Consider the following 22,888-nt stretch of genomic DNA (forward strand, 5'->3'; position numbering starts at 1 on the left):
TTAACGCCCCCCTCTTTCGTCCTGGTACATGCGCCACAGGAAATAGCTGATGAAAAACAGCATGATGCCAAACAATACGGTCGCCACCGATGACCCATAGCCATAGCGCTCGCCATATTCCGAAATCGCAACTTCGTACATGTAGTGTGACAGCACGTTTGTGGACCCGAACGGCCCGCCTTGGGTCATAATCGCGATCATGTCAAAGGATCTCAGCGCGCCGATGACAGTCACCACAACCGCAATGAACGTGGCCGGTTTCAGTTGCGGCACAACCACGTACCACAGCATTTTCCACCCCTTCGCCCCATCAAGGCGCGCCGCCTCGATCTGGTCAGCGGCGACATTGTTCAAGCCCGTGAGGTACAGGATCATGCAATAGGCGATCTGGGGCCACAGGCCCGCCGCGATAATGCCATAGGTCGCCCATTCCGGGCTCGACAGGATATCGGGCGCGGGGCGTGAACAGCTGAACGCCACATTGCCGACGATGTTAACCGTTTCCTCACAGAAGATCGCCTTCCAGATGGTGCCTACGACCCCGAAATCCGGGTTGTAGAACCAACCGAAAATCAGGCCCACGACGACCTGCGAAATCACGAACGGAAAGAAGAACATGGATTTGTAAAACCGCATGCCCGTGACCGTCTGGTTCAGGAACAGCGCGATGAACAACCCCAATGGCACCGCGAGCATATACAGGATCAGCCACGCGATATTGTTGCGTAGAGACACCCAGAAATTCGGGTCATCCCAGAGCTTGACGTAGTTATCGAACCCCACCCAGACAGCCGTTGAATTGCCATCCACATCATAAAGCCCGTTCCACTCGTAAAGGCTCAGCCAAAGAGATTCGAAGATCGGGAAGACCACGTAGATCGCGAAAAAAATCAAGGCCGGGATCAGGAATATCCACGGCGCAACCGCCAGTTTGTTGCGCTTGAGCCAGCTTGGCTTCGCGCTTGGCACGTTTACGGCATCAGTCATGGAATTGCGCTCCTGATCTGGAATTTGGGATACCCTTTGGGGGTAATAAGCAACCACATGAAAACGCGAAACAAGATGCGTTCACAAATGATCACCTGAAAGAAAGGGGCGGGCACGGATGCCCACCCCAATGTCGCTTATTTATAGACTTCTTCTTGAACCGTATCGAGGCGCTCAAGGATTGCGTCGACTTTGGAGGGGTCCAGCATGAATTCTTGGAAACCTTCCATACCTGCCTTGGCCATGGCCGCAGGGGCGTCACGGTCATAGAACTGGGCCAGACCCGCCGCGCCGTTCAACAGTGCAAAGCCTTCCTGAATGAACTTGTCATCCGAGATACCCGCCTTGGAGTTGATGGGCAGCTGACCAATGGTCTTGTTCCACTCGGTCTGCACATCAGGACGCGCGACGAAGGCCAGGAATTTCTTGGCATCTTCGACGTTTTTCGCGTTGGCCGGGATAAAGAACGCATCTGCCGGTGCTTCTTCGGCACCGGGAATGGACGCATCAATTGTCGGGAACGGCATGAAGTCGATCTGATCTTCGGTCAGACCGGCGTTCTTGTATCCATCCACCGAGAAGTTGCCCATCACGTACATCGCCGCATCACCGTTGGCGAAGGGGGCAATGGCGTCCTGCCAGCTCATGCTTGCGTGGTTTTCGACAAACCCACACTCGCTGATCAGTGTTTCCCAGTTGGCAAACGTGGCGCGGATGCGGTCGTCGGTGTACTTGATTTCACCAGCGGTCAGCGCGTTGTGCACGTCATAGCCGTTTGTGCGCAGGTTCAGGTAGTCAAAGACGCCCGCTGCGGTCCACAGGAACTTCGTGCCGATGGTGAAGGGCGTGACGCCGTTCTCTTTCATCTTGCCACAGGCGGCAAGCAACTCGTCCCATGTCTGGGGTTCTTCCAGCTCCAGCAGGTCAAAGATGTCTTTGCGATAGTAGATGCCCCACTGATAGTAGGAATAGGGCACGCCCCAGATCTTGCCGTCGCGCGACATGGTGGGCTTGATGGCTGCGAGGTCTTCGACAAAACCGTTTTCTTCCCACACATCATCGATGGGCTGGAACAGGCCCGCATCGACAAAAGGTGCCATGCGGTTGCCGGGATACCAGCTGGTCACGTCGGGCGCGTCCGCTGTGAGGAAGTTCCGAATCGCGGTCTTGTGCGCTTCGCGGTCGTTGATGTTGACGATCACGTTGATGTCGGGGTTTTCGGATTTGAACAATTCAACCGCATCTTCAAAGCCCTTTTTGGGGCCAGGGTTGAGGTCGTCAAAGTTGATAACCAGATCGCGCGCAAACGCGCTGCCAGCCATAGCTGTCAGGGCAATCGCCGCAACGGCCGTTTTAACATTCAGGAACATGGTTTCCTCCCTTAGTTCCGTTTCTTGCGTTCCCAGACCTTGTATCATCGCCCCGGAAACGGAAAGTCAGATTTGTTTTGACTTACAGTCTTGCTTGGTGGCAAGTTCCACATAGTGAAACCGCATCCCAACTATTGGAACTATGCGGTGGAGCATCCCGCAGGTCAACAGTTTCCTGCGGCGAGGTTTGGGAGGACCACATGAACACCGCTGCCCCCCAGTCCGGGGACGGAACCATTGGCAAAGCACTGCAGGTGCTGGACCTTGTGGCAGGGTTTGAGCGGCCCGTGCGGTTTTCGGAATTGCTGGCCCTGTCGTCCCATCCCAAGGCGACGCTGTATCGGCTGGTCCAGACGCTCACGAACCTTGGCATGCTGAAATATGACGTAGACCGCCAGACCTATGCGCCCGGTTTGCGCCTTGTGTCCTTGGCCCATGCGGCGTGGCGGCAAAGCAGCCTCGCCCCTATCGCCCGCCCCCATATTGACGCCCTCAGCGAGACCTTGGGCGAAACCGTGCACCTGGCCCAACTCGATGGCGGTCAGGTCCTCTATGTGGACAAACGTAACGCCGCCGACCCGATCGAGATGTTTTCCCAGGCGGGCAAGGTCGGCCCCGGATACTGCACCGGCGTGGGCAAGGCGATGCTCGCATTCCTGAGTGACGAGGCCCGCGAAACCGCACTGTCACAGCAGGCATGGTTCGCCCACACGGCCCACACCCATACAGGGCGCGAATCGCTTGAGGCCGAGCTGGCCGAAATCGGGCGTGACGGCATCGCCTATGACCGTGAAGAACATGAACCCGGCATCATCTGCGTCGCCGCACCGATCCTGTCGGACACCCGCCGCGCCATCGGGGCGCTGTCGGTCACAACCACCACATCGCGCAAATCGCTGGCCGATCTGGCCGCCCTTGCCCCGCATCTTCAATCCTGTGCGTCCGACATCGCCCACAGTGCTGCCAACTGGCAGTTTCCCAGCCAATAACCACCTCGCATCACGACATAAGGATCCTACCATGACCGGCGTAACCCTTCAAAAAGCAGTCAAACGATATGGTGCCACCCAAGTCATTCACGGTGTGGACCTGACAATTGATGATGGCGAATTTTGTGTCTTTGTGGGCCCTTCGGGGTGCGGCAAGTCCACATTGCTGCGCATGATTGCGGGACTCGAGGAGACCTCGGATGGCCAGATCAACATCGGTGCGCGGGATGTGACCCACATGGACCCGGCCGAGCGCGGCGTGGCGATGGTGTTCCAGACCTATGCGCTTTATCCGCATATGACGGTCGAGGAAAACATGGGCTTTGGCCTCAAGATGAACGGCGTCGACAAGGCCGAGATCAAACGCAAGGTCGATGGGGCCTCCAAAATCCTGAAGCTGGACGACTACCTGTCACGCAAACCTGCGGCCCTTTCGGGCGGTCAGCGCCAGCGGGTCGCCATTGGCCGCTCGATTGTGCGTGGCCCCGAAGTCTTCCTGTTTGATGAACCACTGTCCAACCTCGATGCCGAATTGCGCGTCGACATGCGGGTCGAGATCGCCCGCCTGCACAAGGAACTGGGCACCACCATGATTTACGTGACCCACGACCAGGTCGAGGCGATGACGCTGGCTGACAAGATCGTCGTGCTGCGCGCAGGCTACATCGAACAGGTGGGCAGCCCGATGCATCTTTATCAGGACCCCGACAACAAGTTCGTGGCCGGGTTCATCGGCTCTCCTGCGATGAATTTCGTGACAGGCGTGGCGCAGTCCGGCGGCGTGCGCGTCCCTGCCCTGTCCGATCAGGTCATCCCGACGTCAGTGGCCTTGCCTGCCGATGGTACCGAGGTGACCGTGGGCATCCGTCCGCAGGATATGGAACTGACCGCCGCCCCCTCATCGATCAAACTCGACATTCGCGAACGGTTGGGCGGCGTCGCCTATGACTATCTGACGACACCCACGAACGAGCGGATCGTGGTCGAATCCAAAGGCGATCTGGCGATGGAGGAAGGCACCGAAGTCACACTGACCTTTGACGCCAGCCGCACGATGTTCTTTGATGCCCAGACCGAGGCACGCCTGCGCTAACCGCTCCGATATTCATCACGCGTCAGGGCCCCGCAGATCATCTGGATTTGCGGGGCTTTTTCTTGTCGGATTCTCCGCTGTGGATAAATGGGGGTTTGGTGTGTGCCGGATCATCCCCAATCTCGTATTTCCAGGAATTTATGCATCCGTTCAGGGGATAAACCTGCCCGTTCAGTTGAAAATAGACAAGCATCCACTGCCCTGCTCGACGTTCACGAATGTGGATAAACAACGTTGTTCAAAAGTGATCGCGTCGCACCTCATCCACCCGCCGCAGCACATTTGTCATCACATACGCCGCGTAGCACATTCATTTCATTTGAATTTAGAGAGACCTCAGCCCTGCTGGCGCAGATATTCCATAATCGCCGGGCGCACGTTCATATCGCCCCTGTGACGCGCATCAGCGATCACTTTACGCACATCATCAAGGTTCGAGCGCCTCAAGAGCGACTTTACCGGTCCAATCGAGGCCGGACGCATCGACAGACTGCGCAATCCAATGGCCGCAAAGCACAGCGCCTCGACCGGGCGACCCGCATCCTCGCCGCAGAAACTCAGCGGAGTGCCCGTCTGCGCGCAGCGTTCCACGATCCGTTCGATAAAGGACAGGAACGACACATTCAGCGTATCATACCGCCGCCGCACCCGCTCATTCTCGCGATCCGCCGCAAAGAAGAATTGCTTGAGGTCGTTGCCCCCGATGGAAAGGAACCCAACCTCTTCAAAGAACTTCGTCGGCGCAAAAGCCAGACTTGGCGTTTCAAGCATGGCCCCCACCGATATCCGTTCGGGCAAGACCTGACCCAAACGACGCTCGCGCGCCATTGCCTTGTCCATCTCGGCCTTGGCTTGGGTGTATTCCTCGTATTGCGCCACGAAGGGGAACATCACCGTCAGCGGGCGGCCATTGGCGGCACGGATCAACGCCTGTAGCTGCATGCGCAACACCCCGGGTTTGTCGAGACCGACACGGATCGCGCGCCAGCCAAGGGCCGGATTCGGCTCGTCATTGGGCTTCATATAGGGCAGCACCTTGTCCGACCCGATATCAAGTGTGCGAAACACGACCGGCTTGCCCCCCGCCGCATCCAGAACGCGGGCGTAAAGGGCGCTCAACTCGGACCGCCGGGGCATTTGGTTGCGCACAAGGAACTGCAATTCGGTACGGAACAGGCCTACACCTTCGGCACCCGACCCCTCAAGCGAGGGCAAATCGGCCATCAGACCCGCATTCATCATCATGGTCACAGCCGATCCGCACAGCGTCATAGCCGGTTTGTCCCGGATCGAGGCATAGCGTTCCACAGCTGCCGCCTGCATCGCCATCTTGTCGCGAAACGCAGTCACAACCGTGTCGTCGGGGCGCAAATGCACAATGCCCTGTTCGCCATCGACCATGACATGATCGCCGTTCAGCGCCTCAAGCGTGGCCCGTTCGGTATGCACGATCAACGGGATCGCCAGCGCGCGCGCCACAATGGCCGCATGACTGCCAACGGACCCGGCCTCAAGTATGATCCCTTTGAGCGAGCGACCATAATCCAGCAACTCAGCCGGGCCGATATTGCGCGCCACAAGGATCGGATCTACCGGCATATCGGCCCCCGTGTCCGATCCCTGCCCGGTCAGGATGCGCAGCAGGCGGTTTGACAGATCGTCCAGATCCGCCAGCCGTTCGCGCAGATAGCTGTCATTGGCCTGTCCCATACGGGCGCGGGCCAGTGATTGTTCCTTTTCCACAGCAGCCTCGGCGCTGAGGCCGTTGGAAATGTCCTCCTCCATCCGGAGCATCCAGCCTTTGGAGTTGGCGAACATCCGGTACGCCTCAAGCACCTGCGCCTGTTCCTTGTCGATAGCCGCCAGCGCCAACATCTTGTCCACGCCCACCCGCAATTCCTCGACCGCCTCGGTCAGCCGCTCAAACTCGCGGTGGGGATCGTCGGCAATGGGGTTGGTGACCACAACGCGAGGCTCATGCAGCCAGATATGGCCCTCGGCCACACCCTCCTGTGCCACCGTGCCGCGCAACATCGAAGGCTGAGAATGGCGCGCACCCATCGCACTGCCTTCGCCCACAAACGCGCCAAGTTCGGTCATTTCGGCCAGCACCATTGCCACGACTTCGAGTGCGTAAATCTCGTCAGCCGAAAACTCGCGCGCCTCCTTGGATTGGACAACCAGCACACCCATCGCATCACCAAGACGCTGAACAGGGACACCCAGAAAGCTGGAAAAAACCTCTTCGCCGGTTTCGGGCATGTATCGAAAACCGCTGGCCTGAGGGGCATTGGCGGTGTTGATGATCTGGCGACGTTGGGCCACACGGCCCACCAGCCCCTCGCCAAGGCGCATCCGGGTCTGGTGCACAGCGTCCGGGTTCAACCCTTCGGTGGCGCACAATTCCAGTGTTTCCTCGTCACGAAACAGATAGATCGAACACACTTCGGTGCCGATGCTGTCGGCGATCAGATGGGTGATCTTGTCCAGCCGCGCCTGACCGGGATCATCGCCCGCCATCGCATCGCGCAGCCGCCCAAGCAGCTTTCGGCTTTCTGATTCAAAGCGTTCGGCCATCGCCGCGCGTCTCCCACACCATTTGCAACGTCAGCTTAGATCACAGGCGTCGGCAAAGCGAAATCACAAAGCGCAAGGCACACCGGCAATATTCCACTTAAGCGCGAATTGCAGACATGGTGGCGAAACCCCACCCAAACACTGGTGTATGGTCAGGCGGTTTTGTCCAGCTCAAACGCGTCATGCAACGCCTGCACGGCCAGCTCGGTGTATTTGCGATCAATCAACACGCTGATCTTGATCTCGGATGTGGTGATGACCTTGATGTTGATGCCCTCGGCACTCAGGCACTGGAACATCTTGGCGGCCACCCCTGTGTGACTGCGCATCCCGATGCCCACAACGCTGACCTTGGCCACGTCGCGATCCGCCACCAGTTCGGCAAAGTTGATCACGCCCTTGTCTTTGGCTTCGGCCATGGCGGCTTCGGCCCGTGTCACCTGATCGGTGGGGCAGGAAAAGGTCATGTCGGTGCGCCCCTCTTCCGAGATATTCTGGACAATCATATCGACATTGACCCCCGCCTCGCTGAGGGCGGTAAAGATGGTGGCGGCGATACCGGGGCGGTCGGCCACACTCAGCAAGGTCATCTTCGCCTCATCGCGGGAAAAGGCCACACCGGCCACTGCATTGCTTTCCATGATATCCTCCTCATCACAGACCAACGTGCCGGCGTCGTCCGATTGTTCTTCAAAACTGCTCAGCACGCGCAGACGCACCTTGTAGCGCATCGCCAACTCGACCGACCGGGTCTGCAAGACCTTGGCCCCGAGCGAGGCCAGTTCCAGCATCTCTTCGAACGAGATCCTGTCCAGTTTGCGCGCCTTGGCGCTTACACGCGGATCGGTGGTATAGACGCCATCCACATCCGTATAGATATCACAGCGCTCTGCCCCAAAGGCGGCGGCAAAGGCTACGGCGGTCGTGTCAGACCCGCCCCGCCCCAACGTGGTGATCCGGCCCTCCGGGCTCATTCCCTGAAAACCTGCGACGACAGCGACGCGCATGCCCTCGCCAAATTTGGCATTGATGTTCTCGGGCGGGATATCTTCGATACGGGCGCTCGAATGCGCAGACGTCGTCAGCACCGGCACCTGCCAGCCCTGCCAGGACCGCGCGGGCACATCCATTTCCTGCAAGGTAAGCGCCATCAATCCGGCTGTCACATTCTCGCCACTGGACACGACGGCATCATATTCGCGGGCATCAAACATCGGCGAGGTCTCATTCACCCAGCCGACCAGCTCATTGGTCTTGCCCGACATGGCCGAAACGATGACGATCACGTCATAGCCCTTGGCCACCTCGACCCCCACACGCTTGGCCGCGCGGCGGATCCGGTCCAATGTGGCCACGGATGTGCCACCAAATTTCATCACGAGAACAGGCATCACGGCGCCTCAAATTATGTCGGCCTGCCCATATCTGCCCACCTGTCCAAGTGCAAGCGGCAGGGGGATTGTTCTCGGCTCAAATGGCATCCCGGTCCGTTTCCCGGCAGATGGTGTAGCCTCCGAAATGGGGAAAAGGGTCAAAGCCGTCTGACAAGGCGGCTTCGACATAAATCGTGTCGCGCGGCAGCGCGTCCATTCAACAGATACCGCCAAAGATCAGCCTAGTAGGGGTGCGCCTGCCCGTCCCATGTCTCAAAACACCCGGATGTGTCGTGCGACAACGCGGCAAAGCGGGACACCAACCCGGCCACGGACTGATCCACAGTGATCGCGGCTGCCTCGCCCCCCATATCCGTCTGCACCCAACCGGGATGATAGATGCCAACGGCAATCTCGCCCGCCAGCTCAGACGCCAGATTGCGCCCCACATTCAACACCGCCGCTTTTGAGGCACGGTAGATATAACTGCCCCCCGGCGCGTGGGTATGCGAGGCCATCTGCGACGAGATGATCGCGATTTTCGGAGCCCTGCCCGCGCGCAGATTGGGCAACAGCGCCTGTACGGTCAAAAACACGCCCGTCACATTGGCCGCAAAACTCTGAGCCCAAAGGTCAGGCGCATAGCCGGTTTCCAGATCATTGCCCTTGTCAAGAAACACCCCGGCATTGCAGACCAACAGATCAATCGCCTGCCCCTCAAGATGGGTGGCCATGGCGGTGTGATCTGCGGGCTGGGTCACATCCAGCGTCACGTCGGCTCCTGCCGAGCGGCCTGTGGCAACTACAAAATGGCCCTGCGCGCGGTAAGCCGCCGCCAGACCTGCGCCGATGCCGCGCGTGGCCCCGGTAATGACAATGTTCATCGTTTCAGTTCGCCTTGCGTGTCGGGAGGAACGGCAGTGGTGCCACCGGGATACCGTCTTCGATCAGGGCCTTTGCCTCCCTGGCGTTCGCCTCGCCCCAGATCGGGCGGTCCGGCGCGTCGCCCAAGTGCATATCCCGCGCTTCCCTGGCAAAGTTGCCACCCACATAGGTCGCATTTTTCTCGACCGTGTCGCGCATCTTGGCCAGGGCTGTCTCGGCCTTGCCTGCGGGGGTGGTCAACGGACCCGGCGCGGGGGCTTCGTCAGCCGCAGCCGCTGTCTCGATTTTCGAGCGGGCCGTCGCCACCCGCGGGGCCATGATGGACTTGGACACATCACTTGATCCGCAAGCCACACATGCCACATGCCCGGCAGCGCGCAGCGTGTCATAGGCTTCGCTTGAGGCGAACCAGCTTTCGAACACATGGCCGTCGCCGCATTTCAGGGAATATTTGATCATCGTCTGTACAACATAAGCCCACAGGCCCCGCACGCAATAGCGCCCGTCAAAGCGTGCGGCGCGGATCAAAATCCCGCAAAATTCGCGACAATTCCGGCTCATCCACCATTTCAGCAGCCTTTTTGCGGCTGACCCACTTGCGCGTGCGCTCGCCTGCTTCGGGAAACACCGTGGCCAGCGATTTGACTTTCACTGCATAGACCATCGCCACGCAGGGCAGATCTTCGCCGTCGTCATTCATCGTTTTGGTATAGGAATAAAGGCCCATGGGGCGCGGATCGGCCCGGCCAATCACACCCGCTTCTTCCCACGCTTCTTGCGCCGCGCTGTCGGCGGGGGTCATGCCATCCATTGGCCAGCCCTTTGGAATGATCCAACGGCGCGTGCCGCGCGATGTCACCAGAAGAAACTGAACCTTGTCATTCTTGATCCGGTAGCACATGGCCGCAAATTGCGTCCGCACATCAGCTTTGTGCGAGTTTCCAAAGCGCAGCGGAAGTTGTTTTATCATCGGGGCGGTCACTGCCCGAACCTCCTGTTTATTGCGGGCAACATACCTAAGATGTGCGCCAAATACCAGATTCCACCTAACAATTTCCTAAAATTGCCCGAACCGGACATGCGGTGCATGGCCAAAAGGCCACGCATTTCCACTTGAGCCGTCCCGCCCCATGTCCAATAGTCGGCCCAGATGAAAACTCTTCGATGGATCAAAGGCTTGGCACTGTCCGCCTGTCTGGCATGGCCTGCGCAGGCGGCGGACTTGCGCATTTTTGCCGCCGCCAGCCTGCAAGGGCCGCTGGATGTGATCACGAAAGAGTGGTCACAGGATGTGGCGGTCAGCTATGGCGGCAGTGGCACACTGGCCCGCCAGATCAGCCTTGGCGCGCCTGCAGACGCGGTGATTTTGGCGAATGCGCAGTGGGCCGACTGGCTGGTGGATCAGGGACATATCGCAGGCCCCGCACGACCGGTCCTGAGCAACCAGCTGGTCCTTATCGGCCCGAGCGGTGCTGCGCCGCTGCCGGCCCCGGATGCAGGCGCATTGATGGCCCGCCTTGGCGATGGGCGCATGGCAATGGGGCAGCACATGTCTGTCCCCGCCGGGATTTATGCCCACGCGTGGCTAAGCCATATCAACGCCTGGACCACATTGCGCCCGCACCTCGCTGAAACCGAAAACGTGCGCGCCGCTCTTGCCCTTGTGGCACGCGGCGAGGCCCCGTTGGGCGTCGTCTATGCCTCGGATGCGGGGGCAAGTGACGGGGTCGATATCCTTTGGCACATCCCGACGGACACCCATCCGCCGATCCGGTATCCCGCGCTGGCCATCACCCCCGCCGGGGCCGCGTTTCTGGATCACCTTGCCACCCGCACCGACCTGTTTGTCGCCGCGGGTTTCAAGGCTCTGCCATGAGCTTGGATCCGGCAGGTTGGGACGCGCTGCGCCTGTCGCTGCTGGTGGGCGTGGTCGCCACGTTGATCGCATTGCCGCTGGCGATCTGGATCGCGTGGCTGCTGGCACGGCGCGACTTCTGGGGCAAGGGTGCTCTCAATGCGGCCGTGCATCTGCCACTGGTCCTGCCCCCTGTCGTGACTGGATACCTGCTGCTGATCGCGTTCGGACGCACCGGGCCCGCGGGGCGCTTTCTTGAAAGCACCTTTGGCCTCGTGCTGGCCTTTCGCTGGACGGGTGCGGTGCTGGCGGCCATCGTCATGGGCTTTCCCTTGATGGTGCGCGCCATCCGCCTGGCGATCGAGGCCGTGGATCCCAAGATCGAAGACGCCGCCCGCACCCTCGGGGCACCGGGCCACGCCGTCTTTCGCACCGTGACGTTGCCCCTGATCCTGCCGGGCATTCTGGCGGGTGGCGTCATGGGCTTTGCCAAGGCCATCGGAGAGTTCGGCGCTACCATCACCTTTGTCGCCAACATCCCCGGAGAGACACAAACCCTGCCCTCGGCCATCTACGCACTGTTGCAAGTGCCGGGGGGTGAGGATGCGGCGATCACGCTGGTGTTGTGGGCCTGCATTCTGGCGCTTGGCGCTGTGGTCTTGTCCGAGTGGCTTGCGCGCCGCGTTGCCAAACGGATTGCGGGCACATGACGCTCTCGGTCGCTCTGACCCATCGCGCAGGCACCTTTGCGCTGGATGCCGCGTTCGAGGCCGGACCGAGGGTCACGGCCCTGTTCGGTCGTTCCGGGGCGGGCAAGACCACCATCGTGAATGCGGTGGCTGGATTGCTGCACCCGGATCAGGCGCACATCACCCTGAACGGGCGGGTGTTCAACGATGCCGCAACCTTTACGCCCCCACATAAACGGCGCATCGGATATGTGTTTCAGGATGCGCGGCTTTTCCCGCATCTGAGCGTGGCGCAAAACCTCGACTATGCGGCGCGGTTCGGCGCAAAGGCCAAAGCACGCGCGCAGATCATCGAGATGCTGGGTATCGGTGCCCTGCTGACCCGCGGCCCCGCGACCCTCTCAGGGGGTGAAAAACAGCGGGTGGCTCTGGGGCGCGCCCTGCTCAGCGATCCCGAAGTGCTGCTGATGGACGAACCGCTTGCCGCCCTTGATGGGCCGCGCAAGGCAGAGATCCTGCCCTATCTCGACCGGCTGAAACGCGACAGCGGCGTGCCGATCCTGTATGTCAGCCACGCGGTCGACGAGGTCGCGCGGCTGGCAGATTACATGGTGCTGCTGGCCGATGGCAAAGTGGCCCGCGAGGGCCCAGTGTTTGACGTGATGGCGGACCCGGCCGCGGTGCCATTGCTGGGCGTGCGCGAGGCAGGTGCGGTACTGCGCGCCACCGTGCAGGCGCACGGGGAGGATGGGATCAGCACCTTGCAGGTTGCGGGTGGTACGTTGTCCCTGATGGGGGTGGACGCGCCCGTCGGGACCGTGGTGCGCTTGCGGGTCCTGGCACAGGACGTGCTGTTGTCGCTGGATCGGCCCACGGGCCTCAGCGCACAAAACATCCTGCCGGTGACAATCACCGCGATCCGTACGGGCGACGGACCGGGCGCGGCCATCGCGCTGGATGCCAGCGGCGATACGTTACTGGCGCGTGTGACGGCGCGGGCGGTAACGGCGATGGGGCTGGTTAAAGGCCAGCAGCTCTTTGCAATCCTCAAGGCCACGTCTGTTGCGCAAAATGCGATCTCGGGCGGGGTTATGTCAGCGCCAGCACCTGCGCCTTGAGGCGCTCAAGCACGGCCTCCTGGTCCAGGTCTGCATCAATGGCCAAGCGGCGCAGTCCAAAATGCACATGGGCCATGTCCGTATAGTAACTGGTATAGGCGTAATTCACCGCCGCCCCCGCGACAGCGCCCAACACAGGGACAGTCTGGGCTGCGAGCTTTTGACCCATCACCACGGCCAGACGCGGGGCCACGCGCGCCACAATCGCCTGAACTGCCGCCCCGCTGAGCGCGACACGGGCCGACAGAAACGCAAGGTCCGCCCCGTCATCGTGATCCAAAGGCCCCGCAGCGGCAAACACCTGCACACAATCAAAACGAACGGACTCGGCGGTGGCGTCAAACCCATGTTCGACGGCGACACCTTCGATCACCCGCAACAGCAGCGTGGTCGTCACCGGCAATTCGGCCAGCGCCGTGGGCAATCCGCCAAATCCGCCCGCCGCCCCCATGGCGGTGCTGACGGCGGTGTTGAGCCATTCGGCCTGATCGGGCATCACCCTGCGTGACCCGCTGGCGGCGTTCATGGCCTGCGCAAGGGCCGCTTGCGTAGCCCCATTCAACTGGTCGCGCACGGGCGCAGGCAAGCGATCCAGCAAGCCATCGGCGCGGGTGCCAAGGGTGTTGAGCAACTGGATGCCCACCCCCCCTGCCCCTTTGTAACGGCGGGCCAACCGCTCAAGTTCGGTGTCCATATCGAGGGGCGGCGGGGCAAGAATGATCTCTGTCATGCCCTACAAAGTGGGGACGCGGCGCACAGTGTCAATGCACGCGGGCAACGTGACCCTGCACCCCGTCCCATGCGCGCGCCTGCAAGGCACGACCCAGAACGCGCGCCGGGTTGGTCGGGGGCGGCATGACCACATCACCAAGCCGGGCAAAACCAAAGCGGCTGTAGTAGGGGGCATCACCCACCAACATGACCCGCGCCCAGCCCTCGGCCACGGCCACATCAAGCGAGGTTTCAATAAGCTGTCCGCCCAACCCCTCACCCTGCCGGGTCGGGTGGACGGCCACAGGGCCAAGCAACAGCGCAACATCCCGGCCTATGGCAACGGGCCAATACCGGATTGCCCCCGCCAGAATGCCATCGCTGTCGCGCGCGACATGGCTGAGGCCCGCAACCGGCGGCACAGCATCCCGCAACCGATAGGAAGACAGCGCCTCGCGGCCCGGCGCAAAGCACAGATCATACAGTGCCTCGACCTCCCACCAGTCATCCGGGGTCTCTTGGGTCAGATGGTACATGGGCGCGGATGTTTGGTCTTTTCAAGAGGATCAAGGCTGGTTCCCGCCCTAGCATGGAGGTAACTCTTGCGCAAACGAACGCACACCAAAGGAAGCTTTTGATGTTCTACCGCCCCGTAGATGGCCATGGCCTGCCCCACAATCCGTTCAATGCCATCGTCACTCCCCGCCCGATCGGATGGATTTCGACACGGGGCGCGGATGGGTCGGACAATCTTGCGCCCTACTCGTTTTTCAACGGGGTGGCTTACGTGCCGCCGCAGGTCATGTTTGCCTCGACCGGGGCCAAGCCGGATCGCGATGGCACCAAAGACAGCGTGGCCAACATCCGCGAAACCGGCGTATTCTGTGCCAATATCGTGGAATACGCGATGAAGGATGCGATGAACCAGACCTCGGGGACGTGGGAGGCGACAACGGACGAGTTCACTCTGGCCGATATCCAGAAATCGGAATGCGACCAGATCAATTGCGCGCGCGTCGGGGCCGCGCCCGCCTCGCTGGAATGCAAGGTCACCCAGATCGTGAAGATCGAGGGTGCGCATAATGTCGTCGTGTTTGGCGAAGTGGTCGGGGTGCATCTGCGCGACGACTGCCTTGTCGATGGCATTTTCGACGTGTTGCAATACAATCCGCTGACGCGTTTGGGATACCGCGACTATTCGGTGGTGCGCGACAAGTTCAGCCTCGCGCGCCCCGGTGAGTGATGGCTTTCCCGATCCGGGTCGTGCCTATCCGGTCACATTGTTGGATGGGTCAGGACATGCAGGCACGGTGTTTCTCAATCAGGTGATCGATCATCAGGCATGGGTGGTTGGGAATTTCACCTATGCCTCGGATTTTGATCCCCCCACGGATTGGGCCACGCATCTGGCCCCTTACCTTTTCGGTATGGGACCGGAGCGGTTGATCATCGGCAAGTTCTGCCAGATCGCCCACGGGGTGCGGTTTCTGACCTCCGGGGCCAATCATGCGACGAAGGGGATCACCACCTTTCCCTTTCCGGTCTTCGACCCGACGCAGATCGGCAGCTACCAACCCGACAGCCGCGATACCGTGATCGGCCATGACGTATGGCTGGGTTATGGTGCGCTGGTCTGTCCGGGCGCGCGCGTCGGCAACGGGGTGATCGTGGGTGCGGGGGCCGTCGTGCGCGGGCACGTGCCTGACTACGCCATCGTCACTGGCAATCCTGGCACCGTCACCGCCATACGCTTTGACCCGGACGATATCGCGACGCTCAATCGCATCGCGTGGTGGGATTGGCCAACGGAGCGGATCGCCGCTGCGCGCCCCGCCTTTTTGGCCGGCGATGTGGCGGCGTTGATGTCATGCTGAGCAGCCACGCGCCTATTGTGAAGCATAGACCGGAAATACTTGGCCCGCATAGATCACCGGTATAGCGTGCAATCATACCACCAATCTAGGAGTACGACCCATGCGTAAGTTTTTCACCATCACGGCAGTGATCGCGACAACCGGGCTGGCTGCCTGTGGCGACAACAACCTGCAACGGGCCGCCGTGGGCGGTGCGATAGGCTGTGCGGCGGGCGAAGTCATTGCCAACGGGCGTTGCGTCGAAGGCGCGGTTGTCGGAGCCGGGGTCGGCGTTCTGACCAACTGATCAGCACCCCGCGCGGGGCCAGGCATCCTGGTCCCGCGTGAGGGCGGTCAGTGACCGCCCAGAATACCCGTGCGCACGCCATAGTCCGTCGCAATTTCGTAGTCGGGGTCGTCGTCACTGTCGACGATCAAGTGGCCCGCCTTGGTGAGCAACCTGTGGCAATCATGGGTCAGGTGGCGCAATTGCACGCGTTTTCCCGCATCCTCATATTTCAGCGCAACTGCCTCGATGGCTTGCAACGCGGACTGATCTACAACGCGGCTGTCGGCAAAATCCACGATCACCTCCGAGGGGTCGTTTTCCACGTCAAACATCTCGACAAAACCAGAGGCAGAACCGAAGAACAGCGGCCCCTGCACCTGATAAACGCGCGCGCCTTCCGGTGTTTCGTAGGCTTTGGCGTGAATGCGGCGGGCGTTGTTCCACGCATAAGCCAAAGCGCTCACGATCACCCCGACAACCACGGCCACAGCCAGGTCTTCCATCACCGTGACAACCGTGACCAGAATGATGACAAAAGCATCTGTCAGGGGCACCTTGCGCAGGATCTTGAGCGAGTTCCACGCGAACGTCCCGATCACCACCATGAACATCACACCAACAAGAGCGGCCAGCGGGATCAGCTCGATCACGCTCGATCCGACCAGGATAAAGGCGAGCAGAAACAATGCCGCCGCAACGCCTGCAATCCGCGTGCGCCCCCCGGATTTCACGTTAATCATCGACTGCCCGATCATCGCACAGCCCCCCATGCCACCAAAGAACCCGGTGGCGGTGTTGGCCACACCCTGAGCGATACATTCCTGGGATGCCCCACCGCGCTGGTTCGTGAGGTCTCCCACGAGGTTCAGCGTCAGCAGGCTTTCGATCAACCCGATGGCCGCAAGGATCACGGCATAGGGCAGGATAATCTCGAATGTTTCCCAGTTCAGCGGGACCATGGGAATATGGAATGCAGGTAACCCGCCTTCGATGCTGGCAAGGTCGCCGACGCGCGGCACATCAAGGCCAAAGCCGATCACGATGGCCGCCACAATCCCGATACCCGCAAGGGGGGCAGGAATGGCGCGGGTGATGCGCGGCGCGGCCCAGATGATCAGCATCGTCAGGCCCACGAGGCCCAGCATCATCGCCAGAGGCGTGCCGGTTAACCAATCGCCGCCCGCCATGCCGTGCCCGGACGCCTCAGCCGTGCCCGGCACCTTGAACTGGGTCAATTGCGCAAGGAAGATCACGATCGCAAGGCCATTCACAAAGCCCAGCATGACCGGATGCGGCACAAGGCGGATGAATTTGCCCCACTGCATGACACCCGCGAATATCTGGAGCAGACCCATCAGAACGACGGTCGCGAACAGGTACTCAACCCCGTGCTGCGCGACAAGTGCGACCATAACCACAGCCAACGCGCCCGTGGCCCCCGAAATCATCCCCGGACGGCCCCCGAACAGTGCCGTGATCAGCCCCACCATAAAGGCCGCATACAGGCCCACCAACGGGTGCACACCCGCCACAAAGGCGAAGGCCACAGCCTCGGGCACAAGTGCCAGGGCCACGGTCAGCCCCGACAGCAATTCGGTCTTGATCTGGCCGGGCGTCAGCTTCACATCCCCCGGTGCCACCGAAAAATCCCCAAAACGGGTCTTGGTACTCATGCTCGAAAAATCGAAAAACGCCATGCAAGGCTCCGTCTGCTCGTGTGCGGTATTGTTGCGTGCGCTCTATCGGATCATCGCAGCGATGACCATGGGGGCATGCACGTCACGCCCTCTCACCTAACAGGCGCGCCTCAAAAGTCACCATATTCTTTGATAGGCATGCGGGATGGAGGTTAACAAAACACCAACCAAGATAAGGGCAATCGCCATCTCAAAGCGGGTCGATATCCTTTGACCACATCAGCATCAGAAAGCAGCAATGCCCCAGCTTGGTCAGAGCAGGCCGCAAAAGAGTGACAGACGCCACGGCCAGTAACGCATCGTCTTGCAAGGATATCTGGATCAACAGCAACGCCTGAACCAGCGCCAACATCGCAAAAACAGCAGAGCATGCGCCGCCCGTCCCGGATACCTTGCCCAGAAGATGGGAGTATGATGGCTGTCTTCGGGGAATATCTGATGTGCGAACATCAAGCCGACGTCATAAATCAACAAGGTGGCTGCATAAAGCAGCATCACTGCACGATCATTCCCCCAGCACACGCACACCAAGATACCCGCAGCGGCAACGACGAAGAGCATCGCCACCATGATCTTCAGTTTGGCCTCGGAAGGTCCATTGTCAAGGACCCCGGGTCGAAGCACGTTCGAAATGCGTCAGGGAGTGCACACGGAAAAACGCAGCCAGCGAGATATCCAGCGCGCTCAACCTGTCAAAAAGGTGGACTTGCCATGCCTCCAACAGCAGGAACAGCACGAGCGTTGCACCCCGCAAAGCTATCTGGTGGAGGCCGGGCGTTGGCGACTGATTAAAAGAGGCGATTAGACAACGCATGCGCACTATTTGACTGAAAATCTTGGCCGGAAGCGGGCAGCTCCTTCTTTGGCTTTGGTCTGGGCATCTGTTGCATCAACATTGCATACGGCGCGCGGTGGGGGTGTACAGGCCGGGCCGATGTTGTGTACCCGTGTCAGGTGCCATTCACAGACACCAGGACGAGGCCCATATGACCCAGACCAAGATTGCCGTGATCGGCGGCTCAGGCATCTATGACATCGACGGGTTGCAAGACGCCGAATGGGTCAGTGTCGACACGCCCTGGGGGGCTCCATCGGACCAGATCCTGACCGGAACGCTGGCGGGGGTGCCCATGGCGTTCCTGCCCCGGCATGGGCGCGGGCATGTGCATTCGCCCACCTTGGTGCCCTACCGCGCCAATATCGACGCCCTCAAGCGGATCGGGGCGACGGACGTGATCTCGGTCTCGGCCTGCGGCAGTTTTCGCGACGAGATGGCACCGGGTGATTTTGTGATCGTGGACCAGTTCATCGACCGGACCTTTGCGCGTGAAAAGTCCTTCTTTGGAACCGGGTGCGTGGCCCATGTCAGCGTCGCCCACCCCACCTGCGCCCGCCTGTCCGAGGCGTGTCTGAAAGCGGCACAGGATGCGGGTATCACCGTGCATGACGGAGGCACCTATCTGGCGATGGAGGGGCCGCAGTTCTCGACGCTGGCGGAATCCAAGATGTACCGCGAAAGCTGGGGGGCGGATGTGATCGGCATGACGAACATGCCCGAGGCCAAACTCGCCCGCGAGGCCGAGCTTTGCTATGCCTCTGTCGCGATGATCACCGACTATGACAGCTGGCACCCGGATCATGGCGAGGTGGATGTCAGCCAGATCATCGAAACGCTGATGGGAAATGCTGATAAGGCCCGCAACCTCGTCGCCCGCCTGCCCGATCTGCTGGGCCCGGTCCGCGCGCCCTGCCCGCATGGCTGCGACCGGGCGCTGGAATACGCGATCATCACCCGGGCAGAGGCGCGCGACCCCGAGATGGTCGCCAAGCTGGACGCGGTTGCCGGTCGTGTGCTCAACTCGGCCTAACGCGTCGCTCACAAGGATTCCCCTCACATGCCTCTTGATATCTGGCTGGCCTTCGCCGCCGCCTCAACCGCCTTGCTGGTCATTCCTGGCCCCACCGTGATGATGGTGCTGAGCTATGCACTGACCCAAGGGCGACGGGTCGCGGTCGCCTCGGCCCTTGGGGTCGCGACCGGAGACCTCATTGCGATGACCCTGTCAGTGATCGGGCTTGGGGCTTTGTTTCTGGCCTCGGCCCTCGCGTTCACGATCCTGAAATGGGTGGGCGCGGCCTATCTTGTCTATCTTGGGGTCAAGATGCTGCGCAGTGCGGCGCGGATAGATGCGCCATCAGCCCTTATGGACAAACCGGCAGGCCAAGGTGCTGGCAAAGTGTTTCGTGATCTGACCACCGTGACCGCGTTGAACCCCAAATCAAATACGTTCTTCATCGCCTTTGTGCCGCAGTTTATTCAGGCGGATCAGGCGTTTGCGCCTCAGGCGGCCATCCTGATCGCAACATTCGTCACCATCGCCGCGCTCAACGCGATGATTTTTGCGCTGGCCGCAAATGCGATGCGCAGCCGCATCACCCGACCCACCGTTCAGGCATGGCTGACCCGCGCGGGCGGGGCCACATTGATCACGATGGGCGTCCTCACAGCCACCTTGCGGAGAGCGACATGAAAAAGACCGTTCAGGATTACATCCGCACCATTCCCGACTTTCCCCATGAGGGGATCATGTTTCGCGATGTGACCACCCTGTTTGCCGATCCGCGCGGGTTTCGCATGGCGATTGACCAGATGCTGCACCCCTATGCGGGCCTGCAAATCGACAAGGTTGTGGGGCTCGAGGCGCGCGGGTTCATCCTCGGCGGGGCGATTGCGCACCAATTGTCCGTGGGCTTTGTGCCGATCCGCAAGAAGGGCAAGCTGCCCGGTGCCACGATCGAGCAATCCTATACGCTGGAATATGGCGAGGCGATTGTGGAACTGCACGACGATGCGATCAAGGCGGGCGAAAAGATCCTGCTGGTCGATGATCTGCTGGCTACAGGCGGCACCGCCGAGGCCGGGATCAAGCTGGTCGAGCAGTTGGGGGGCGAGATCATTTCCTGCGCCTTCGTGATCGACCTGCCCGATCTGGGTGGGCGCAAACGGCTTGAGGGGATGGGGATGGAAGTGCAGGCGCTCTGTGCCTTTGACGGCGACTAGCGCGCGCGCAACACCGCACCGGGATTCATAATCCCGACCGGGTCCAAGGCCGTTTTGATCGCACGCATCGCGGCCAGCTTGGCTGGATCGCCATAGCGTTCGAGATCGCCAACCTTGAGCCGCCCGACCCCGTGTTCTGCACTGACTGATCCGTTCATTTCATGGACCAGATCATGCACAATGCGCTTGATTTCATCGCGTTCATCCATGTGATCGGCGCGGGTTTTACCGGGCATCGGAAAGACGTTGTAGTGCAGGTTACCGTCCCCCACATGCCCAAAGCAGTTGATGCGGAACTGGCCCAAGGCAGCGATGCGCTTGCCCCCTTCGGCGATGAAATCGGCAAGCGCGCCTAAAGGCACCGAAATATCATGCGAACTGACCGAACCGATACGCCGGTTGGCTTCGGGGATGCTCTCGCGGATCGTCCAGAAATCGTCGCGCTGCGTTTCGTTCAGCGCGATCATCCCGTCGGCGACCAGCCCCTGCTCGACCGCAGATTCAAACAGCTTTTCAAGCGCCTCTTGCGGCACAGAGCCGCCGGACATCCCCACCTCGACCAGCACGCACCATTCGGGCGTTTCCGCCCATGGGTTGCGCACTTGCGGCAGGGTTTCGGCCAGAAAATCAAAGCCTTGGCGGTGGATCAACTCGAAGGCACTGACGTTTTCGCCCACATGATCGCGGGCCAGGGCCAGCAACGACAATGCAGCAGCAGGTGATCCGACCTGAAACAGGGCCGTGCCGCTGTGCACGGGGCGGGCAAACAGTTTCAAGGACGCTGCCGTGATCACACCCAATGTCCCCTCGGCCCCGATCAGCAGGTGGCGCAGATCATAGCCGGTGTTGTCTTTGCGCAAGCGGCTGAGGCCGTGATAAATCTCGCCCGAGGGCAACACCGCCTCGACCCCCAGACACAGATCGCGCGCATTGCCATAGCGCAGCACGCCGGTGCCGCCCGCATTGGTGGCCAGATTGCCGCCGATGCGCGCCGACCCTTCGGCAGCAAGCGACAGGGGGAACAGGCGATCAACGCCTTCGGCAGCGGCCTGCACGTCGGCCAGAATGGCACCCGCCTCGGCAACCAGCACGTTTTCCTCCGGATAGACGGCGCGGATGGCGGACATCTTTTCCAGCGACAGGACCAGCGGTGCGGGACCTTCCGGGGCGACCTGGCCACCCACCAACCCTGTGCCACCACCGTAGGGGATCACCGGGACGCGGGCCTCGGCAGCGGCGCGGACCAATGCGGCGACTTCACTTGTGTCACGCGGGCGCGCAACCAGCCCGGCCCGTCCTTCATATCGGCCACGCGGCTCTGCCAGGTGCTGCGCATCTGCCTGCGAAAACCGATCCGCGGGCAGTGTCGCACGCAATTTTTCAGCCACGTCAGGTGTCAGAGAATTCAGCATAATGGCCCTCAAAAGCTATGCGTTGGCATGTCGCATGAAAGATGCAGGTGCAGCAATGGACAAACCGGCCCTAATCGTCCGCCGCGACAGAGAGCCACGCCGGGCGCAGCACCATGATCGTCGGGCGGGATGGCAGCCGATCCAAGGACACGTCGAGCGCAGGGCCGCCCACATCCACCACCGCAAAATCATCACGCATCCCCGCAATGAAGGTGTCCAGCGTGATTTGGGCAAACCAGTGCATCGGAATGACGATAGAGGACTTCAGCCGCCCCAAGATGCGGATCATCGTGGGCAAATCAACGGTCGTGCCGCCATCCACCGCCGCCATCACCACATCCAGACGGCCAATGGCGGCATATTGTTCGGCATTGGGTTCGTGGTGCAGATGGCCCAGATGCCCGATGCACAGCCCCGCGACCTCGAAGATAAAGATGGAGTTGCCGTTTTCCTCGGCCCCCGACCATTGCGAACGGATATCGGTCGAGACATTGCGCACCAGCACCTCGCCCAGATCAAGGCGGTGGTCGATGCCTTGGCCGAACGCACCCCACCCTTCCAGAACATGCGGGATCGCAGGGTCGGGAAAGGCCGTCCAATGGGTGTCATGGGCGTGGTTCATCGTGACCACATCTGGGATGAACGGGGCCGATCCGGTGAAGCCTGTGAAATCTGTGACCATATTCAGCCCGCCGCTCGTGCGCAGCAGAAACGAGGCATGGGCGATGTAATGCAACCTTACCGTTTCAGGGGCCACATCGACATCATAGCTGGCACGGTGCAGGAACTGAGCCCCGTCGATGTCGCCTGCCAATGCGATGCAATGGCTCGGGGTTCGGGTTTGCGACAGGGCCGCCAAAGGCGCGACACACAAAAGGACAAGGACCACGATCAAACGCATGATCCAAACCTAGAGCGGCGCGCGCATT

The 22,888-nt window shown here is 60.8% G+C and carries 25 protein-coding genes; 11 read left to right on the forward strand and 14 right to left on the reverse strand.

Annotated elements, in window-relative coordinates:
- Complete coding sequence (locus Q0859_RS16200; RefSeq protein ID WP_299153061.1) at positions 1 to 987, reverse strand: sugar ABC transporter permease; 987 nt, start codon at positions 985 to 987, stop codon at positions 1 to 3.
- Between the two features lie 137 nt (positions 988 to 1,124).
- Entirely contained in the window at positions 1,125 to 2,357 is a 1,233-nt protein-coding gene (locus tag Q0859_RS16205; RefSeq protein WP_299153063.1) for an extracellular solute-binding protein, read from the reverse strand.
- 200 nt (positions 2,358 to 2,557) lie between these two features.
- On the opposite strand from Q0859_RS16205, the gene Q0859_RS16210 reads away from it, so the two are divergent.
- A complete protein-coding gene (locus Q0859_RS16210) occupies positions 2,558 to 3,346 on the forward strand; it encodes an IclR family transcriptional regulator (protein WP_299153066.1) in 789 nt (262 codons plus the stop codon).
- A gap of 31 nt (positions 3,347 to 3,377) precedes the next feature.
- Positions 3,378 to 4,439, forward strand: a complete 1,062-nt coding sequence (gene ugpC, locus Q0859_RS16215) for a sn-glycerol-3-phosphate ABC transporter ATP-binding protein UgpC (protein ID WP_299153068.1) — start codon at positions 3,378 to 3,380, stop codon at positions 4,437 to 4,439.
- Positions 4,440 to 4,775: 336 nt separating this feature from the next.
- Here ugpC and ptsP read toward each other — a convergent pair whose 3' ends face one another.
- From ptsP to Q0859_RS16240, 5 genes are all read right to left on the reverse strand, one after another.
- Entirely contained in the window at positions 4,776 to 7,016 is a 2,241-nt protein-coding gene (ptsP, locus tag Q0859_RS16220) for a phosphoenolpyruvate--protein phosphotransferase (RefSeq protein ID WP_299153071.1), read from the reverse strand.
- A gap of 152 nt (positions 7,017 to 7,168) precedes the next feature.
- Positions 7,169 to 8,407: an aspartate kinase gene (locus Q0859_RS16225; RefSeq protein ID WP_299153074.1), complete on the reverse strand. Its 1,239-nt coding sequence runs from the start codon at positions 8,405 to 8,407 to the stop codon at positions 7,169 to 7,171.
- A 224-nt stretch (positions 8,408 to 8,631) separates the two neighbouring features.
- Positions 8,632 to 9,273, reverse strand: a complete 642-nt coding sequence (locus Q0859_RS16230) for an SDR family NAD(P)-dependent oxidoreductase (RefSeq protein ID WP_299153075.1) — start codon at positions 9,271 to 9,273, stop codon at positions 8,632 to 8,634.
- 4 nt (positions 9,274 to 9,277) lie between these two features.
- Positions 9,278 to 9,733 carry a DUF1178 family protein gene (locus Q0859_RS16235; RefSeq protein ID WP_299153077.1) on the reverse strand — a complete coding sequence of 152 codons (456 nt, stop codon included), beginning with the start codon at positions 9,731 to 9,733 and terminating at the stop codon, positions 9,278 to 9,280.
- Between the two features lie 46 nt (positions 9,734 to 9,779).
- Positions 9,780 to 10,244: an NUDIX hydrolase gene (locus tag Q0859_RS16240; protein WP_299153080.1), complete on the reverse strand. Its 465-nt coding sequence runs from the start codon at positions 10,242 to 10,244 to the stop codon at positions 9,780 to 9,782.
- Between the two features lie 180 nt (positions 10,245 to 10,424).
- On the opposite strand from Q0859_RS16240, the gene modA reads away from it, so the two are divergent.
- The 3 genes from modA to modC are packed head-to-tail and all read left to right on the forward strand — an operon-like array spanning position 10,425 to position 12,936.
- Complete coding sequence (gene modA / locus Q0859_RS16245; RefSeq protein WP_299153082.1) at positions 10,425 to 11,150, forward strand: molybdate ABC transporter substrate-binding protein; 726 nt, start codon at positions 10,425 to 10,427, stop codon at positions 11,148 to 11,150.
- Entirely contained in the window at positions 11,147 to 11,839 is a 693-nt protein-coding gene (gene modB / locus Q0859_RS16250) for a molybdate ABC transporter permease subunit (protein WP_299153084.1), read from the forward strand. The genes modA and modB overlap by 4 nt, the downstream gene beginning before the upstream one ends.
- The gene (gene modC, locus Q0859_RS16255; RefSeq protein ID WP_299153087.1) at positions 11,836 to 12,936 is read left to right on the forward strand and encodes a molybdenum ABC transporter ATP-binding protein; all 1,101 of its coding nucleotides are present in this window, start codon (positions 11,836 to 11,838) and stop codon (positions 12,934 to 12,936) included. Before modB ends, modC begins: the two co-directional genes overlap by 4 nt.
- On the opposite strand, the gene Q0859_RS16260 is transcribed toward modC, so the two are convergent.
- Together Q0859_RS16260 and Q0859_RS16265 are read right to left on the reverse strand one after the other, a co-directional pair.
- Positions 12,908 to 13,666 (reverse strand): EcsC family protein, encoded by a 759-nt coding sequence (locus Q0859_RS16260; RefSeq protein ID WP_299153089.1) that lies wholly within the window; start codon positions 13,664 to 13,666, stop codon positions 12,908 to 12,910. The genes modC and Q0859_RS16260 overlap by 29 nt on opposite strands.
- 31 nt (positions 13,667 to 13,697) lie before the next feature.
- A complete protein-coding gene (locus Q0859_RS16265; RefSeq protein WP_299153092.1) occupies positions 13,698 to 14,183 on the reverse strand; it encodes an N-acetyltransferase in 486 nt (161 codons plus the stop codon).
- Positions 14,184 to 14,284: 101 nt separating this feature from the next.
- On the opposite strand from Q0859_RS16265, the gene Q0859_RS16270 reads away from it, so the two are divergent.
- The 3 genes from Q0859_RS16270 to Q0859_RS16280 all read left to right on the forward strand — a co-directional run bounded on the left by Q0859_RS16270 (position 14,285) and on the right by Q0859_RS16280 (position 15,807).
- The gene (locus tag Q0859_RS16270; RefSeq protein ID WP_299153094.1) at positions 14,285 to 14,890 is read left to right on the forward strand and encodes a flavin reductase family protein; all 606 of its coding nucleotides are present in this window, start codon (positions 14,285 to 14,287) and stop codon (positions 14,888 to 14,890) included.
- Entirely contained in the window at positions 14,883 to 15,521 is a 639-nt protein-coding gene (locus Q0859_RS16275; protein ID WP_299153098.1) for a CatB-related O-acetyltransferase, read from the forward strand. The genes Q0859_RS16270 and Q0859_RS16275 overlap by 8 nt, the downstream gene beginning before the upstream one ends.
- 100 nt (positions 15,522 to 15,621) lie before the next feature.
- Complete coding sequence (locus Q0859_RS16280) at positions 15,622 to 15,807, forward strand: hypothetical protein (RefSeq protein WP_299153100.1); 186 nt, start codon at positions 15,622 to 15,624, stop codon at positions 15,805 to 15,807.
- Between the two features lie 47 nt (positions 15,808 to 15,854).
- Here the strand turns inward: Q0859_RS16280 and Q0859_RS16285 are convergent, their stop codons facing one another.
- The 3 genes from Q0859_RS16285 to Q0859_RS16295 all read right to left on the reverse strand — a co-directional run bounded on the left by Q0859_RS16285 (position 15,855) and on the right by Q0859_RS16295 (position 18,056).
- Positions 15,855 to 17,462 (reverse strand): SulP family inorganic anion transporter, encoded by a 1,608-nt coding sequence (locus Q0859_RS16285; protein WP_299153389.1) that lies wholly within the window; start codon positions 17,460 to 17,462, stop codon positions 15,855 to 15,857.
- Between the two features lie 214 nt (positions 17,463 to 17,676).
- Complete coding sequence (locus Q0859_RS16290) at positions 17,677 to 17,811, reverse strand: hypothetical protein (protein WP_299153102.1); 135 nt, start codon at positions 17,809 to 17,811, stop codon at positions 17,677 to 17,679.
- Positions 17,808 to 18,056 (reverse strand): hypothetical protein, encoded by a 249-nt coding sequence (locus tag Q0859_RS16295; RefSeq protein WP_299153104.1) that lies wholly within the window; start codon positions 18,054 to 18,056, stop codon positions 17,808 to 17,810. Before Q0859_RS16295 ends, Q0859_RS16290 begins: the two co-directional genes overlap by 4 nt.
- 416 nt (positions 18,057 to 18,472) lie before the next feature.
- On the opposite strand from Q0859_RS16295, the gene Q0859_RS16300 reads away from it, so the two are divergent.
- The 3 genes from Q0859_RS16300 to Q0859_RS16310 are packed head-to-tail and all read left to right on the forward strand — an operon-like array spanning position 18,473 to position 20,547.
- Complete coding sequence (locus Q0859_RS16300) at positions 18,473 to 19,354, forward strand: S-methyl-5'-thioadenosine phosphorylase (protein ID WP_299153106.1); 882 nt, start codon at positions 18,473 to 18,475, stop codon at positions 19,352 to 19,354.
- Between the two features lie 27 nt (positions 19,355 to 19,381).
- A complete protein-coding gene (locus Q0859_RS16305; protein ID WP_299153108.1) occupies positions 19,382 to 20,017 on the forward strand; it encodes a LysE family translocator in 636 nt (211 codons plus the stop codon).
- Positions 20,014 to 20,547, forward strand: a complete 534-nt coding sequence (locus Q0859_RS16310) for an adenine phosphoribosyltransferase (protein ID WP_299153111.1) — start codon at positions 20,014 to 20,016, stop codon at positions 20,545 to 20,547. Before Q0859_RS16305 ends, Q0859_RS16310 begins: the two co-directional genes overlap by 4 nt.
- Here Q0859_RS16310 and Q0859_RS16315 read toward each other — a convergent pair.
- A complete protein-coding gene (locus tag Q0859_RS16315; RefSeq protein ID WP_299153113.1) occupies positions 20,544 to 21,959 on the reverse strand; it encodes an FAD-binding oxidoreductase in 1,416 nt (471 codons plus the stop codon). The genes Q0859_RS16310 and Q0859_RS16315 overlap by 4 nt on opposite strands.
- A 70-nt stretch (positions 21,960 to 22,029) precedes the next feature.
- The gene (locus tag Q0859_RS16320; protein ID WP_299153115.1) at positions 22,030 to 22,860 is read right to left on the reverse strand and encodes an MBL fold metallo-hydrolase; all 831 of its coding nucleotides are present in this window, start codon (positions 22,858 to 22,860) and stop codon (positions 22,030 to 22,032) included.
- Positions 22,861 to 22,888: the final 28 nt, after the last annotated feature.

Source organism: uncultured Tateyamaria sp. (genome assembly GCF_947497045.1).
Taxonomy (GTDB): domain Bacteria; phylum Pseudomonadota; class Alphaproteobacteria; order Rhodobacterales; family Rhodobacteraceae; genus Tateyamaria.

Excerpts from the sequence above, each read along its gene's own strand:
- Q0859_RS16200 (WP_299153061.1), bottom strand. The coding sequence starts at position 987 with ATGACTGATGCCGTAAACGTGCCAAGCGCGAAGCCAAGCTGGCTCAAG.
- Q0859_RS16205 (WP_299153063.1), bottom strand. The coding sequence starts at position 2,357 with ATGTTCCTGAATGTTAAAACGGCCGTTGCGGCGATTGCCCTGACAGCT.
- Q0859_RS16210 (WP_299153066.1), top strand. The coding sequence starts at position 2,558 with ATGAACACCGCTGCCCCCCAGTCCGGGGACGGAACCATTGGCAAAGCA.
- ugpC (WP_299153068.1), top strand. The coding sequence starts at position 3,378 with ATGACCGGCGTAACCCTTCAAAAAGCAGTCAAACGATATGGTGCCACC.
- ptsP (WP_299153071.1), bottom strand. The coding sequence starts at position 7,016 with ATGGCCGAACGCTTTGAATCAGAAAGCCGAAAGCTGCTTGGGCGGCTG.
- Q0859_RS16225 (WP_299153074.1), bottom strand. The coding sequence starts at position 8,407 with ATGCCTGTTCTCGTGATGAAATTTGGTGGCACATCCGTGGCCACATTG.
- Q0859_RS16230 (WP_299153075.1), bottom strand. The coding sequence starts at position 9,273 with ATGAACATTGTCATTACCGGGGCCACGCGCGGCATCGGCGCAGGTCTG.
- Q0859_RS16235 (WP_299153077.1), bottom strand. The coding sequence starts at position 9,733 with ATGATCAAATATTCCCTGAAATGCGGCGACGGCCATGTGTTCGAAAGC.
- Q0859_RS16240 (WP_299153080.1), bottom strand. The coding sequence starts at position 10,244 with ATGATAAAACAACTTCCGCTGCGCTTTGGAAACTCGCACAAAGCTGAT.
- modA (WP_299153082.1), top strand. The coding sequence starts at position 10,425 with ATGAAAACTCTTCGATGGATCAAAGGCTTGGCACTGTCCGCCTGTCTG.
- modB (WP_299153084.1), top strand. The coding sequence starts at position 11,147 with ATGAGCTTGGATCCGGCAGGTTGGGACGCGCTGCGCCTGTCGCTGCTG.
- modC (WP_299153087.1), top strand. The coding sequence starts at position 11,836 with ATGACGCTCTCGGTCGCTCTGACCCATCGCGCAGGCACCTTTGCGCTG.
- Q0859_RS16260 (WP_299153089.1), bottom strand. The coding sequence starts at position 13,666 with ATGACAGAGATCATTCTTGCCCCGCCGCCCCTCGATATGGACACCGAA.
- Q0859_RS16265 (WP_299153092.1), bottom strand. The coding sequence starts at position 14,183 with ATGTACCATCTGACCCAAGAGACCCCGGATGACTGGTGGGAGGTCGAG.
- Q0859_RS16270 (WP_299153094.1), top strand. The coding sequence starts at position 14,285 with ATGTTCTACCGCCCCGTAGATGGCCATGGCCTGCCCCACAATCCGTTC.
- Q0859_RS16280 (WP_299153100.1), top strand. The coding sequence starts at position 15,622 with ATGCGTAAGTTTTTCACCATCACGGCAGTGATCGCGACAACCGGGCTG.
- Q0859_RS16285 (WP_299153389.1), bottom strand. The coding sequence starts at position 17,462 with ATGAGTACCAAGACCCGTTTTGGGGATTTTTCGGTGGCACCGGGGGAT.
- Q0859_RS16295 (WP_299153104.1), bottom strand. The coding sequence starts at position 18,056 with ATGGTGGCGATGCTCTTCGTCGTTGCCGCTGCGGGTATCTTGGTGTGC.
- Q0859_RS16300 (WP_299153106.1), top strand. The coding sequence starts at position 18,473 with ATGACCCAGACCAAGATTGCCGTGATCGGCGGCTCAGGCATCTATGAC.
- Q0859_RS16305 (WP_299153108.1), top strand. The coding sequence starts at position 19,382 with ATGCCTCTTGATATCTGGCTGGCCTTCGCCGCCGCCTCAACCGCCTTG.
- Q0859_RS16310 (WP_299153111.1), top strand. The coding sequence starts at position 20,014 with ATGAAAAAGACCGTTCAGGATTACATCCGCACCATTCCCGACTTTCCC.
- Q0859_RS16315 (WP_299153113.1), bottom strand. The coding sequence starts at position 21,959 with ATGCTGAATTCTCTGACACCTGACGTGGCTGAAAAATTGCGTGCGACA.
- Q0859_RS16320 (WP_299153115.1), bottom strand. The coding sequence starts at position 22,860 with ATGCGTTTGATCGTGGTCCTTGTCCTTTTGTGTGTCGCGCCTTTGGCG.